The following is a 13217-nucleotide window of genomic DNA, read 5'->3' on the forward strand; positions in this document are numbered from 1 at the left end:
TAAAAAAGAAAGGGGAGCTCTTTTCGTAACAGAATAAAATAGGGGCACCGCGTAACCTGAAAAGCTTGCACGGTGCCCCAGAGTAGTGAGGAAACATTTTGATTACAAAACTTCGTTCAATTCCAAGTGTTCTCCGTCCGGTCCGCGGAACAGAATCCACTTTGAACCATTCGGAAAGACCGCGCCATTGAAAACAATGTCTTCAGACTCAAAACGAACGCCTTTTTCAAGGAGAGAATCCCGGACGGCTTCAATATTGCGCACCTGGAGCGCGATATGATCGACGATTCCATCCGGCCGTTTGGCAGGATGTGCAAACCGGACGGCTTCGATTATACAGCTCCCGTTTCCGAGGAAGGCGATTTGTGTTTTCCCATCCGCATCGTCGATTTCACATTCATACAATGTATTGAATTCCAGGACGTCATGGTAAAATTTTTTCGTCCGTTCGATATTCTCTACAAAAAGCCCAATGTGTGCAAGCCCACAGATTTTTCCGTTCATATTCAGTTCTCCTTTTGTTTATTATTTTTTTGTGTGAAGAATGTCCTGTATTTAGTTTAGAATAAAAAAGAAAAAAAGTCCAGTAGAAATTTTCTAAAATTTGCGTTTGTTTTCAAAAAAACGAAATAAAAAAGAAAATAACAAAATGAACAAAATGGCTTTATATCGCTAAAAAATGACGATAATTGGACTGTGCAACGATGGCGCAAAAGTGAAAAGAAAAAATTAATAAATAAAAATAAAAATAAATATTGACAAAAATACGATGATATATTACGATGAAAACAAGCAAACGGTCGACCGATTCTAACGAATAAGCATTTTGAAAGTATTCAACAGGCGAAATTGGAAAAGAAGGTAAAATTATGAAAATTGCTGTTATTACAGGTGCAAGCAGTGGAATTGGATGCGTAGCGGCGGAAAAGCTTCTGACGCTCGGCTATCGGGTCGTAGCTGTAGACCGCAATGAAGAACGTCTCGTGGCAGCGAAAAACGTTCTGGCGGAGCGCTACCCGGGAAGGATTGCGTCATGGCGGACGGATGTAGCGGATGAGAAAAGCGTAGCGGAACTGGCGGGATTTGTAAAAAGAGAATTTAGAACATGCCATGCGCTCATAAATTGTGCGGGTGTGTTTCGCGGAGGGTTATTGCATGAAAGCCAGCCTGAAGATTTTGATATTCAGATGGACGTGAATGTGAAGGGAATATATCACACTATGAAATATTTGATCCCGCTTATGATGGGCAATGAAACTGCCGCAGTCGTAAACCTCGCGTCCCTTTCCGGAATCAATGGGGATTATAATGCGCCGCTTTACTGTGCAAGCAAGTCCGCGGTGATCGGGCTTACCAAGGCGGCAGCGCTTGATTATGCCGGAGATGGGATCAGGATCAATGTTGTTTCCCCTTCTGCAACGGCAACTCCGATGTTTTTGAACGGTTCTTCGGAAGCGGTGATCGATGCATTTCAGGAGGCGATCCCGGATCACAGGATTGGTCTTCCTGCGCAGGTGGCCGACGCGATTGCTTTTCTTGTTTCGGATGAATCTATCCATATTACGGGTCACAACCTATCGGTAGACGGCGGCCTTGCAGCGTGGAATGGGCAGCCGAAACAGGATAAGGAAAAGCAGTAAGCAGCGCATTATCGGCGAATGATAATGATTCAAGGAGCAGCCTGCGGGGCCGGATAAACGTGCGCCGGCCCCGCGGTCTCCCTCATTACCAGACGCCCTTTGATATAATACCAAAGGCCAGGAGCCATAGATAAAAGGAGGAAATGTTGTGAAAAAGATTTTATGTTTGGTTGTAGCAGTATTGCTGGCAGTAGCTGTATTCGCGGGATGCTCGGGGAGCACGGAGCCGGCAGGGAGCGAAGATGCATCCGCACAAAGTTCTGCCTCTGCGGAAACGGTGGGAAGCGAAAGCAGCGGAGCGGCATCCGCGGCCGGGAACTATCCGCGCGGCAATGGAGACGATACGCTCAAGATCGGCTTTGCCTGCATGGATATGTCCAATACATTCCATGCAACAGTAGCAAAATACTTTGAGCAGGAATGCGCGAACCGCGGAATCGAATGCATGGTGCTGGACGATAAGTTCGATGGCACGACTGCGACAGAAAACTGCCAGCTCATTTGTGACTCGGACTGCGACGTTTATGTAAGTGTTATGGGTTTCATGGTCGGCGATACACTATCCGATATCTGTAAGGAAGCGGGCGTTCTCGCAATTGGAATGGATCAGCCCATTCCCGATTTTCCATTTTTTGGAGCAGACAACGTGACCGCTGGTTACTCTGCGGGGGAAGCCCTGGCAGAAGCGGCAATTGAGAAATGGGGAGAAAATCCGACAATCGACCTGTATATCGGACTTGAGAGTCTTGCAGGTGCTGAAATCAATGATGCGAGAATGCATGAAGGAATGCTTGAGGGGATCCGCTCGAAGGTAGAAGTGCCGGATGAAATCTATGTTCAGTGCGATGTAACGAACAACGATTCCCAGGTTGCAATGCGTTGGGTGGAGGATACCATTAATGCCCACCCGGAGGCGGAGCATATCCTGATCGGCGGATTTGTGGATGACTCCGGACAGGGAGCTGAAGCGGTCATTGAAAAGCTTGGCTATCAGGATAAAGCACTGATCGGAACGGTTGACGGCTCTACCCTGGCAATCAATAATTTCAAAAACCCGGATACGGCATGGGTATGCTCGGCAGCGCTGCTTCCGGAAATGTATGGGTACTATATGCTCGAGACGTTGGAACCCTACCTGAAAGGGGAAACGGATGAACTCCCGGATTCGTGGAATGTTCCGCCGGTTGTCATTACCAAGGACGATTACGAACAGGTACTGACAGACAGTATTATTTACGACGATTACCAGGTAGGCTGAGAAAAGAGTATGCGCGCGGCGGAAGAAAATCTACTCTTCTGCCGCGGAAGATGCTTTGCAAAGGAGGACAAAAAATGGCAACGTATGGCACAATTTATACTTATTGGGCAAAAAACTGGGATGGAAACGATCCGGTGGAACTCGTAAACCGGGTCGCGGATGCGGGGCTCACCGGAATGGAGATACACGCCTCGGAGTTTGTCGGCTGGCCGGAAGATAAACTGGCAGATTTTAAGAAACTTGCGAAAGATCGGAATGTGGAGATCAACTATACGATCTATCCGACGGAAGAACAGGGGCTGAGCTATTACAGCGAAGACCCGGCAGTTCGCACAAAGACTGTAGAGTATATGAAAGGACAGGTCGCGTGGGCGGTAAAAATGGGCGGGAAGGTCAGCAATACGACGATCCACTCCACATGGCCCGCAAAACCTGTTACGCCAATCACAGATAAAGAACCTTATTTTGAAAAAATCGCCGAGTGCATGAGGCCCATTTGTAAGACAGCAGAAGACGAAGGGTTGTTGCTGGCAACGGAGATCTCCAACCGTTTCGAGGGATTCATCGTCACGACGGTTGCGGAACTGCGGCATTTGATGGATCTTTCCGGGAATCCACAGGCGCTGGGTATTACCTTCGATACGTTCCATGCGAATATTGAGGAAGATGATATGGCCGCGGCCGTACGTCTTGCGGGTGATAAAATTTATCATGTACACTTGGGCGAAGCAAACCGGAGATTGCCGGGCCAGGGGAAGCAGATCAACTGGGATCTGTTTTTCAAGGAACTCAGAATGCTTGGTTACGATAAGATGCTGATGGTGGAGCCGTTTGTCGTGACTGGGGGCAGCGTTGCCTATAATACGTTCCTGTGGCGCGATCTTTCGGGAGGTGCGAACGAGGCCGAACTTACCAAACAGCTCCGGGAAAGTATGGAGTTTATCAAAAATAAATTTGAAGGATGACCATAGGCACTAAGCCCTGTATCGCTCCGCTGCTTAAGATGATGGGCGAAAAGGGGCGCCGCCCGGTTCCTCAAAAGCCGGGCGGTAAATACTGTTGGAGGAAGAGAATGGAAGACGTAAAAGCAAACCGTATTAAAGGAAAAAGATTTCACATGACGTCGGCGTGGTCGACCTTTTTTGTGTGGATTGTGATTTGCGCCATTATGGCGGTGTTGTCGCCCTATTTTCTGTCGGTCAAAAATTTTCTCAGCATTGCGCAATACTCAGCAATCACAGGAGCGCTTGCGGTAGGTATGACGATCGTTATCGTAGGCGGTGGGATTGATATCTCCGTAGGCTCGGTGGTTACGCTTGTCGGGATGGTACTAGCGGCGATCATGCCTGCATCCGGTTCGGTTCCGTTGATGATCATTGCTGCTCTTGCGATCGGAGTAGCGTGCGGACTCGCCAATGGCCTGCTGGTTACTAAGCTCAATATTGTCCCGTTTGTTGTTACGCTTGGCACGATGGAAATTTTTAAAGGTTTGGCGTTTCTGACTACCAGGGGAGTCAACACGCCGTTTAACAACCTAGATTTTGCCGCTATTGGCCGTGGATACAGTTTTGGCCAGATACCGAACTCATTTATTATCATGCTTTGTATGATCGTGGTTGGTGCTTTCCTTTTGAAAATGACTCCGTTTGGAAAGAAGATATTTGCCGTGGGCTCGAATGCGACAGCAAGCAAGCTTGCAGGAATCAATATAAAAAAGATCAAATTGTCGACTTATATCATCTGCGGAATATGTGCGGCGATCGCTGGTCTTATCAGCACTTCGCAAAACAGCGCGGGGCTTACGAATAGCGGGGACGGTGCGGAGTTGAATGCGATTGCAGGCGCGGTGCTCGGAGGAGCGAGCCTTGCAGGTGGTTCTGGTAGCATGGTAGGGACGCTCATTGGTGTGTTGCTGCTCAATACGATTACAAACGGATTAAACCTGTTGGGCGTATCATCCTATTGGCAGCTTGTTGCGCAGGGGGCGATCCTCGTGTTCGCGGTCATTGTAGACAGCTTCAAGCATAAGTCATAGGAGCCGAATGACAACAGATTCGCAGGATGAGGAGTAATGTATTATGAGTGAATTATTAAAACTAAAAGGAATCAGCAAGGAATTTCCGGGCGTAAAAGCCCTGCAGAATGTCGATCTGGAACTAAACCGGGGAGAAGTGCTTGCGTTACTGGGCGAAAATGGTGCGGGAAAATCTACATTGCTTAAAATTATTTCGGGCGTATATTTGCCGGATGCGGGCGAGATATATGTGGATGGCGAAAAGAAGAACTTCAAAATACCGGCAGATGCGGCAGCAGAAGGCATCGGGATCATTTATCAGGAACTCAGCTATTACGATGAACTGACAGTAGCGGAAAATATTTTTGTGGGGAAACTTCCGAAGGCAAACCGGATCAAAGTGGACTGGAAGGAAATGAACCGGCGGGCAAAAGAAATCCTTGCGCGGCTGAATGTCCAGATCGATCCGAGGGCGCTGGTCAAAACGCTTTCCACAGCTGAAAAACAGCTGGTTGAAATTGCTAAGGCGCTTGCTTCGGATACAAAGATATTGATTATGGACGAACCAACGTCCGCGCTCAATGATGCCGAGGTAAAAAGCCTGATTGAACAGACGAGGAAACTGGCCGGAGAAGGGATCGGGGTTATTTTCATCTCCCACAGGCTGGAGGAGTTGTTCGCGGTGGCGGACCGCATTCAGATCATGCGGGATGGAAAACGCATCGATTCGTTTTCCATGAAGGATGCTACGCCGGAAAAGCTGGTGCAGCTTATGGTGGGCCGCGAAATCAAAGATATGTATCCTAAGGGAGAGATCAAAAAGGGAGATGTGGTGCTGGAGGTAAAGCATTTGAAAAACAAAACCCTTAAAGATATTTCATTCAGTGTTCGGGCGGGTGAGATACTGGGAGTGTTTGGCCTGATGGGGGCGGGACGCACGGAAATGTGTAAAGCGATCTTTGGTGCGTCGAAATTGCAGGAAGGCGAGATACTGATGCATGGAAAACCTGTGAAGATCCATAGTGTGGAGGATGCGAAGAAAGCTAAGATCGCCTATCTTCCCAACGACAGAAAAAAGGAAGGCCTGATTTTGTCCCAGTCTGTAAAGGAAAATTTCGCCAGCGCCGTGATCGACCGGTATACAAAAGGCAAGGGATTCATAGTAGATAAAAAGAGGGTAGATCGGAATGCGGATAAATGGATAAAAAAGCTAAATGTCAGTACGCCGTCGGGCGATACCGTGGTCGAAACACTTTCCGGCGGCAACCAGCAAAAAGTTGTCGTTGGCAAATGGCTGGAAACTTCACCGGATGTCATCATCCTGAACGAACCAACGCGGGGGATTGATGTGGGGGCCAAGGTGGAAATTTATAAATTGATCGAGGAACTTTGCCAGGAAGGCATGGCAGTAGTGATGGTTTCCTCTGAGCAGGCGGAGGTGCTTTCGCTTACGGACCGCGCTATTGTCCTGTGCGAAGGACGGCTGACTGGGGAGCTTTGCTGCGACGATTATACGCAGGAAAGGTTGATGGAATATGCAATCGGAGGAGGAGCGTAATGAAGACGAAGCCTTTGATACTGAACAAGAAAAAATTTGAATTTACATCCACCCATCTGCTGCTGATCGTTTTTGCCATAGTATTTGTGGTATTCACGGTCATGATTCCTGATAAATTTTTTACCGGCAAAAATTTCATGACGATTGCTAAATATTCCTCTGTGTTCGGTCTTATCGGTATTGGCATGACTTTTATTATCATCGGTGGGGAAATCGATCTTTCGGTCGCTTATATCGTAGGGCTTTCCAGCATGGTTATGGGTACGATGCTGCAGACTATAGACAATGTGGTACTGGTTGCGGCGGCAGGAATATTGGTGGGGCTCGTGTGCGGGATCTTTAACGGATTTGTAATCACTAAGCTGCGGCTACCTGCTTTTGTCGTTACGATAGGGACTGGGCAAATGTTCAATGGATTTGCGCAGCTTATCAACAATCGCCCGCAGATACAGTTCAGCAACGACCTGTTCCGCGAGTTTAGCAAAATAAATGTATTCGGTGTGATTCCGCTCCCTTTCATCATCCTGCTCGCGGTGGCGGTGCTCACATGGTTTGTTTTGAAGTATACTGTATTCGGCAGATGCGTATATGCGGTAGGATCCAATAAACCGGCAAGCCGTCTTGCCGGGATCAACGCCGCGAAGACAAATGCATTTACTTTTGCGATCAGCGGTTTTTTATGTGGAATCGCAAGCTTCATGGTCACTTCGCAAAATGGATCGGGGATCGCTGCTGCAGCAAGCGGTGCAGAAATGGATGCGATATCGGCTGCCGTTCTCGGGGGTGCAAGCCTTGCGGGCGGTAAAGGAAGTATTATCGGAACGCTCGTCGGCGTATTCCTGCTGCGCATTATTTCCAACGGGATGAACTTGATGAATATTGAGACCTATTGGCAGATGGTGCTACAGGGATCGCTCCTGATTGCGGCGGTAATCATGGATTCGGTGAAAAACAATAAAGACGACTGAGAAAAATAAAAGAAAGAACTGGTGGATAGACTGCACCCCTAAAGTTAAGCGGTATAATATACTGAAACTAACTTTGGGGGTGTTTCTATGCCGAAAGGCATGCCCGCATTGCGGAGACGTGCTGTGTGTTCACCTGGATAGCTGCCTTTCCTGCGGCATAAAATGGAAATAGAAAAAGCCAGAAAAGCCCGGGAGGAAAAACGGGCGGTGTGTAGGCATAAACTTGTTTTGGGAATACAATAAATTTAAATATAATAACGCAATTATGGCTGGAGACCAAGCGATGGTTTCAAACGATATTGAGGCGCGATACCTGCGCATCCGTTTCGCTACTCAACGCTTTATGGGAGAAACTGGATAACGGCACAGTGATCCGTTCCTTTTTTATCTGCCTTCCAGCTTAAATCTTCTTTCTACATAAAAAGGGCAGCCCCGGGTTTTTCCTCGGGACTGCCCTTTTTTGGTTCAATTCCTTATTTCAGTTCCGCAAGGATCAGGTCCGACATTTCCCGTGTCGAAATGGATTTTCCGCCTGCGGCGATATCCGCCGTGCGTGCGCCGTTTTTGAGGACGGCCTTCACTGCGGCTTCAATGGCCTGCGCTTCCGTTTCAAGGTCAAAGGAATACCGCAGCATCATCGCGCACGAAAGGATCATGGCGATTGGATTGGCCTTGCCTGTTCCCGCGATGTCGGGCGCGGAGCCATGGATTGGCTCATACATCCCAAGCTTGGTGGAGCCGAGGCTCGCGGAAGGCAGCATGCCGATCGACCCGGTAATCATGCTGGCTTCATCCGTCAGGATATCTCCAAACAGGTTGCCCGTCACCACCACGTCAAACTGGCGTGGGTTGCGCACGAGCTGCATGGCCGCGTTATCCACATACATATGGTTTAGTTCAATATCCGGGTAATCCTTTGCCACGCGGTTTACCGTATTCCTCCACAGGCGGGACGTGGCAAGGACGTTGGCCTTGTCCACGCTCGTCACTTTTTTATCCCGTTTGCGCGCCGATTCAAACGCAAGACGCGCGATGCGCTCCACCTCATAATCGTGGTAATTCATAAGGTCGGAAGAGTAGGTAATGTCGTCTCCGCCGCGTTCGCCGAAATATACGTCGCCGGTCAGCTCGCGCAGGATGAGGATATCGAGATTGTCGCCTACGATTTCATCTTTCAAAGGGCAGGCGGCCTTAAGCTCGCTGTAAATAATCGCTGGGCGGAGGTTTGCAAATAAACCGAGTCCGCCGCGCAGGCGCAAAAGTCCTTTTTCCGGACGTTTATCCACCGGAAGGTCGTCCCATTTTTCGCCGCCTACCGCCGCGAGGAGCACCGCGTCGCTCTTGCGGCAGATCTCAAGCTGTTCCTCCGGCAGCGGATCGCCGTACTTATCGATGGCAATGCCGCCCGCATCCACCTCCGCACATGTAAAGGTATGGCCATACAACTCACCGATACGGTTCAGCACACGCACAGCCTCTTCCGATATTTCCGGACCGATTCCGTCGCCGGGAATTCTGGCAATTTTATATTCCATCCGTTTTCGTCCTCCTGTCATAAATTAAGGTACGAACCTATTATATAACAAAAACAAATTGGACAAAAGAGGCGCTATGAAATAAAATAGTAGCAGGAAAGGACGTGCAATGAAAACAGGAATGTCAACAGCTTGCTTCTTCTGCAGGCTCTATAACGAAGAAGCGGTCAAAAAAATGGCGGAACTCGGCGTGCGCGATATGGAAGTCTTTTTTTCCGCCATGTCGGAATACGAAAAGCCGTTTACAGATGAGATCAGGCGTATCACACAGGGGGAAGGCGCGCATATTCGTTCCATACACGCCCTGTGTACGCAATTTGAACCCCAACTTTATTCCGCGCACCAGCGGCAGTATGAAGAGGCCCTCGATATATTTGAGAAGGTCACGGATGCGGCGGCGCAGATCGGTGCGGAACTCTATGTTTTCCATGGCCCGATGAACGTCAAACGGGCAAAAACCCTTCACGTCAATTATGAATTCGCGGGAGAGCGCACTACAGTCCTGGCCGAATGCGCGAAGAAAAAGGGGATTAAGCTTGCCTGGGAGACTGTCCATTGGTGCTGGTATGCGCAGCCCGGCTTTGCGAGCGAACTCCTTCGCCACACGGACAGCGATAACCTGTATTTCACCCTTGACATCAAGCAGGCGGCGCAATCCGGCTATGAAGTTATGGATTATATAGACGATATGAACGGGCGCCTTGCTCATATCCACATATGCGATTACCGGAAGGATCCGGAAAAAGGGATCATCCCCTGCCTTCCGTTTACAGGAGAAATGGACTGGGCCGGAATGAGGGAAAAGCTTGCAGGAATGGATTACCGGGGGCTGCTGATGCTCGAAGTCTATCCGGGCGATTACGGATCCTACGGCGGCCTGATGCAGAATTACGATAAGCTTACGGATTTTTTCAAATAAGGCAGACAGGCGTTTTTAAATGCTTGGCGCCTTTACGCCAATCATTTTCAAGGCGGTATTTCGATATGGCTTGAAAAATGTTCGGGGAAGTGATATACTGTAGAAAATGAACAGGGGAGCTCATGTTGTGGGCTGAGAGGAAGCGCGGGCAGCTTCGACCCTTGGAACCTGATTTGGGTAATGCCAACGTAGGAATTCGCAATTGGAATTTTGAGGGAATACGCATTCAGGTATTCCCTTTTTTGTTTCCCTGGCAGGAGGAAAAGCAAACGGATATGGATCGAAACCATTTATTGCTCTACGCGGTGACGCCGCAGGAAGATGAAAACATACTGTTGCCGAAAATCGAGCGAGCGCTAGCGGGGGGAGTTACACTTTTGCAATTGCGTGAAAAGCGCCTCTGCGGGCGGGCGCTCGAGGAAAAAGCGCTGGCAGTCAAACGGCTGTGTGACCGGTATAAAGTACCGCTGGTCATAAACGATAACGTAGAGCTTGCACAGGCCATAGGCGCGGCGGGCGTGCATCTTGGGGCTGGAGATATGCCGGTGGATCTTGCGCGCAGGCGGCTGGGAAACGGGAAGATTATCGGGGCGACGGCCCGGACGGTGGAACAAGCCCTTGCAGCGCAGGCGGCAGGGGCGGATTACCTCGGCTCGGGCGCGGTTTTCGCAACGTCCACCAAAGCCGACGCAGTACCCATGCCCCATGGGCTGCTTGGAAAAATATGCCGGTCTGTACAAATACCCGTCGTAGCAATCGGGGGAATCGATGAATCCAATATAGCTGAATTGCAGGGCCTGCCGATTTTTGGCGTTGCGGTGGCGGCAGGGATTTTCGGCGCGGCTGACGTTAAGAAAGCGGCGGAAAATCTGGCGCGTCAGGCAAAACTGATGCTTGGATATACGGGGGAAAAGCACGAATGAAAACAGTTCTTACAATTGCGGGCAGCGATTGCAGCGGAGGCGCGGGCATACAGGCCGATATCAAAACCATCACTGTCCATAAACTGTATGCGATGAGCGCTGTCACTGCGCTGACCGCGCAGAATACGACGGGCGTATACGGCGTCATGCCGGTGGAAGCAGCTTTCCTTGAACAACAACTGGAATGTATTTTTTCAGATATCATGCCGGACGCGGTCAAGATCGGTATGGTTTCCGAAACAAAACTGATCCGCGTAATAGCGCGCAAACTGACGGAATACCATGCGCATCATATTGTGGTAGATCCCGTGATGGTTTCCACAAGCGGCAGCCGCTTACTTGATGAATCGGCGCAGGATGCCCTGTGCGAATTGCTTTTGCCGCGCGCGGAGCTCATAACGCCTAATTTGCCGGAGGCGGAAGCGCTGACCGGGGAACGGATCGAGACCGCCGATGGTATGGAGGCCGCCGCCCGGTCTTTGGCGCGGCAGTATGGCTGCGCGGTTTTGGTTAAGGGCGGGCACCATAAAACGGGGGCGGACGATGTGCTGTGCGAGGCTGGAAATACACGGTGGTTTTGCGGGGAACGGGTAAATAATCCCAATACACATGGGACGGGGTGTACGCTTTCAAGCGCAATCGCCTGCCGCCTCGCGGAAGGGCTTTCCCTTAAGCAAAGCATTGAACAGGCAAAACGGTATTTATACCATGCGCTTTGCGCCCGGCTTGACCTTGGGCAGGGCCGGGGGCCGCTCGACCACTGTTTTGCCGTGGATAAAATGGAATTTTGAAACGTCATCAAACAGGAAGCGCAAACGGGGATTGAGTGCACCGCCTTCTCCGGGAAAATTTGCGGGCCTGAACAATATCGAGGAGGAAAGAAAACATGGGGTACACGACACAAATGGATGCGGCGCGTCAGGGCATTGTAACAAATGAACTGAAGAAAGTCGCGCAAGAGGAAAAGATCGGGGAAAAGGATTTGATGGAGCTGGTAGCAAAAGGCCAGGTAGCCATCCCTGCAAATAAAAACCATCATTGCCTGAAGCCCAGCGGCATTGGCAGCGCGCTCAAAACAAAAATCAATGTCAATCTTGGGACTTCCCGCGATTGCCTCGACCTTGATGTGGAAATGCAAAAGGTGATGAGCGCCGTCGAAATGGGCGCGGAAGCCATCATGGATCTTTCTTCCTTTGGCGATACGCAAACGTTCCGCAGGAAGCTTGTGGCGGAATGCCCGGCGGTTATCGGAACGGTTCCGATTTATGACGCGGTTGTCTATTATAATAAAGCGCTGAAAAAAATCACCGCGCGTGAATGGATCGACGTATTCAAAATGCATGCGGAGGATGGCGTAGACTTCATGACGATCCACTGCGGGATCAATAAAAATACCGCGGAACGCTTCCGGGCATGTAAACGCCATACCAACCTGGTGTCGCGGGGCGGCAGTATCATTTTCGCGTGGATGATGCTGACGGGAAATGAAAATCCGTTTTTCGAATATTATGATGAGATTCTCGATATTTGCCGGGAATATGACGTCACCCTCAGCCTTGGGGACGCGTGCCGCCCGGGTTCGATCGAAGATGCGGGCGATGTCTCGCAAATCGAGGAACTGGTGACTCTGGGGGAATTGACTATGCGCGCGTGGGAAAAAGACGTACAGGTCATGATCGAAGGACCGGGGCATATGCCGCTTAACCAGATCAAAGCAAATATGGAAATCGAGAAAACGGTATGTAAGGGGGCGCCTTTCTATGTACTCGGGCCTCTTGTCACGGATGTCGCCCCGGGCTACGACCATATCACCTCCGCGATCGGCGGGGCCATTGCGGCAACCTACGGCGCAAGTTTCCTGTGCTATGTAACGCCCGCGGAGCACCTTCGCCTGCCCACGGTGGAAGATGTGCGCGAGGGAATTATTGCAGCCAAGATTGCAGCGCATGCTGCGGACCTTGCAAAAGGAAACAAAGACGCATGGGCGTGGGATTATGCCATGAGCGATGCGCGGCGCAGCCTCGATTGGGAGCGGCAGTTTGACTTGGCCATCGACGGTGGGCTGCGTGCGCGCCAGTACCGCAGCGAATCCACTCCCGAGCATGAAGATACCTGCACCATGTGCGGAAAGATGTGTGCGGTTCGCAATATCAACAAAATATTGCGTGGGGAAGACGTTGACATCATGGATTAAAGGAGAACGGCGAATGGTCCGGATCAATGGAAAAGAGGAAGCGGCCGCAGGCAAAACGATTGCCGGAGTGCTTCGGGAAAAAGGATATCAGGCGGAGCGGGTTGCCGTGGAGCGCAACGGCAATATTGTCCCGAAGGCGGCTTTTGGGGACGTATGCGTTGAAGATGGAGACGTCCTTGAAATTGTCGGTTTTGTAGGCGGAGGCTGA

Annotated in this window: 13 protein-coding genes and 1 riboswitch; of the genes, 11 read left to right on the forward strand and 2 right to left on the reverse strand. The window is 50.2% G+C overall.

The genetic code is table 11. The features are described 5' to 3' along the window. Positions 1 to 102: 102 nt before the first annotated feature. A complete protein-coding gene (locus H8S18_RS05580; RefSeq protein WP_186857312.1) occupies positions 103 to 504 on the reverse strand; it encodes a VOC family protein in 402 nt (133 codons plus the stop codon). A 365-nt stretch (positions 505 to 869) separates the two neighbouring features. Here H8S18_RS05580 and H8S18_RS05585 point away from each other — a divergent pair, with 365 nt between their 5' ends. The 6 genes from H8S18_RS05585 (at position 870) to H8S18_RS05610 (ending at position 7438) form a co-directional block, all read left to right on the forward strand. Further along, positions 870 to 1640 (forward strand): SDR family NAD(P)-dependent oxidoreductase, encoded by a 771-nt coding sequence (locus H8S18_RS05585; RefSeq protein ID WP_186857313.1) that lies wholly within the window; start codon positions 870 to 872, stop codon positions 1638 to 1640. A gap of 148 nt (positions 1641 to 1788) precedes the next feature. Next, positions 1789 to 2898 (forward strand): sugar ABC transporter substrate-binding protein, encoded by a 1110-nt coding sequence (locus tag H8S18_RS05590; RefSeq protein WP_186857314.1) that lies wholly within the window; start codon positions 1789 to 1791, stop codon positions 2896 to 2898. A gap of 74 nt (positions 2899 to 2972) precedes the next feature. Beyond that, on the forward strand, positions 2973 to 3863 hold the full coding sequence (locus H8S18_RS05595; protein ID WP_186857315.1) for a sugar phosphate isomerase/epimerase family protein: 891 nt from the start codon (positions 2973 to 2975) through the stop codon (positions 3861 to 3863). A 107-nt stretch (positions 3864 to 3970) separates the two neighbouring features. Further along, positions 3971 to 4933: an ABC transporter permease gene (locus H8S18_RS05600; protein WP_186857316.1), complete on the forward strand. Its 963-nt coding sequence runs from the start codon at positions 3971 to 3973 to the stop codon at positions 4931 to 4933. A 43-nt stretch (positions 4934 to 4976) separates the two neighbouring features. After that, positions 4977 to 6470, forward strand: coding sequence for a sugar ABC transporter ATP-binding protein (locus tag H8S18_RS05605; RefSeq protein ID WP_186857317.1), 1494 nt, complete (start codon positions 4977 to 4979; stop codon positions 6468 to 6470). Beyond that, positions 6470 to 7438 (forward strand): ABC transporter permease, encoded by a 969-nt coding sequence (locus H8S18_RS05610; protein ID WP_186857318.1) that lies wholly within the window; start codon positions 6470 to 6472, stop codon positions 7436 to 7438. Before H8S18_RS05605 ends, H8S18_RS05610 begins: the two co-directional genes overlap by 1 nt. A gap of 473 nt (positions 7439 to 7911) precedes the next feature. Here the strand turns inward: H8S18_RS05610 and leuB are convergent, their stop codons facing one another. Beyond that, positions 7912 to 8973, reverse strand: a complete 1062-nt coding sequence (gene leuB / locus H8S18_RS05615) for a 3-isopropylmalate dehydrogenase (RefSeq protein WP_186857319.1) — start codon at positions 8971 to 8973, stop codon at positions 7912 to 7914. A 109-nt stretch (positions 8974 to 9082) separates the two neighbouring features. On the opposite strand from leuB, the gene H8S18_RS05620 reads away from it, so the two are divergent. The 5 genes from H8S18_RS05620 to thiS all read left to right on the forward strand — a co-directional run bounded on the left by H8S18_RS05620 (position 9083) and on the right by thiS (position 13217). Next, complete coding sequence (locus H8S18_RS05620; protein WP_186857320.1) at positions 9083 to 9892, forward strand: sugar phosphate isomerase/epimerase family protein; 810 nt, start codon at positions 9083 to 9085, stop codon at positions 9890 to 9892. 102 nt (positions 9893 to 9994) lie between these two features. Next, positions 9995 to 10103, forward strand: a riboswitch (TPP riboswitch). Between the two features lie 64 nt (positions 10104 to 10167). After that, positions 10168 to 10815, forward strand: coding sequence for a thiamine phosphate synthase (thiE, locus tag H8S18_RS05625; protein WP_186857321.1), 648 nt, complete (start codon positions 10168 to 10170; stop codon positions 10813 to 10815). Beyond that, the gene (gene thiD, locus H8S18_RS05630) at positions 10812 to 11606 is read left to right on the forward strand and encodes a bifunctional hydroxymethylpyrimidine kinase/phosphomethylpyrimidine kinase (protein WP_186857322.1); all 795 of its coding nucleotides are present in this window, start codon (positions 10812 to 10814) and stop codon (positions 11604 to 11606) included. Before thiE ends, thiD begins: the two co-directional genes overlap by 4 nt. Positions 11607 to 11701: 95 nt before the next feature. Beyond that, a complete protein-coding gene (gene thiC / locus H8S18_RS05635; protein WP_186857323.1) occupies positions 11702 to 13009 on the forward strand; it encodes a phosphomethylpyrimidine synthase ThiC in 1308 nt (435 codons plus the stop codon). Between the two features lie 13 nt (positions 13010 to 13022). Further along, positions 13023 to 13217 carry a sulfur carrier protein ThiS gene (thiS, locus tag H8S18_RS05640; RefSeq protein ID WP_186857324.1) on the forward strand — a complete coding sequence of 65 codons (195 nt, stop codon included), beginning with the start codon at positions 13023 to 13025 and terminating at the stop codon, positions 13215 to 13217.

The sequence above is a fragment of the Christensenella tenuis genome, from assembly GCF_014287795.1.
Classification (GTDB): domain Bacteria; phylum Bacillota; class Clostridia; order Christensenellales; family Christensenellaceae; genus Christensenella; species Christensenella tenuis.

Bases quoted from the DNA above. Each gene is read 5' to 3' on its own strand.
- H8S18_RS05620 (WP_186857320.1), top strand. From the start codon at position 9,083: ATGAAAACAGGAATGTCAACAGCTTGCTTCTTCTGCAGGCTCTATAAC.
- H8S18_RS05595 (WP_186857315.1), top strand. From the start codon at position 2,973: ATGGCAACGTATGGCACAATTTATACTTATTGGGCAAAAAACTGGGAT.
- thiC (WP_186857323.1), top strand. From the start codon at position 11,702: ATGGGGTACACGACACAAATGGATGCGGCGCGTCAGGGCATTGTAACA.
- H8S18_RS05585 (WP_186857313.1), top strand. From the start codon at position 870: ATGAAAATTGCTGTTATTACAGGTGCAAGCAGTGGAATTGGATGCGTA.
- H8S18_RS05600 (WP_186857316.1), top strand. From the start codon at position 3,971: ATGGAAGACGTAAAAGCAAACCGTATTAAAGGAAAAAGATTTCACATG.
- thiS (WP_186857324.1), top strand. From the start codon at position 13,023: ATGGTCCGGATCAATGGAAAAGAGGAAGCGGCCGCAGGCAAAACGATT.
- thiD (WP_186857322.1), top strand. From the start codon at position 10,812: ATGAAAACAGTTCTTACAATTGCGGGCAGCGATTGCAGCGGAGGCGCG.
- H8S18_RS05605 (WP_186857317.1), top strand. From the start codon at position 4,977: ATGAGTGAATTATTAAAACTAAAAGGAATCAGCAAGGAATTTCCGGGC.
- H8S18_RS05610 (WP_186857318.1), top strand. From the start codon at position 6,470: ATGAAGACGAAGCCTTTGATACTGAACAAGAAAAAATTTGAATTTACA.
- leuB (WP_186857319.1), bottom strand. From the start codon at position 8,973: ATGGAATATAAAATTGCCAGAATTCCCGGCGACGGAATCGGTCCGGAA.
- thiE (WP_186857321.1), top strand. From the start codon at position 10,168: ATGGATCGAAACCATTTATTGCTCTACGCGGTGACGCCGCAGGAAGAT.
- H8S18_RS05580 (WP_186857312.1), bottom strand. From the start codon at position 504: ATGAACGGAAAAATCTGTGGGCTTGCACACATTGGGCTTTTTGTAGAG.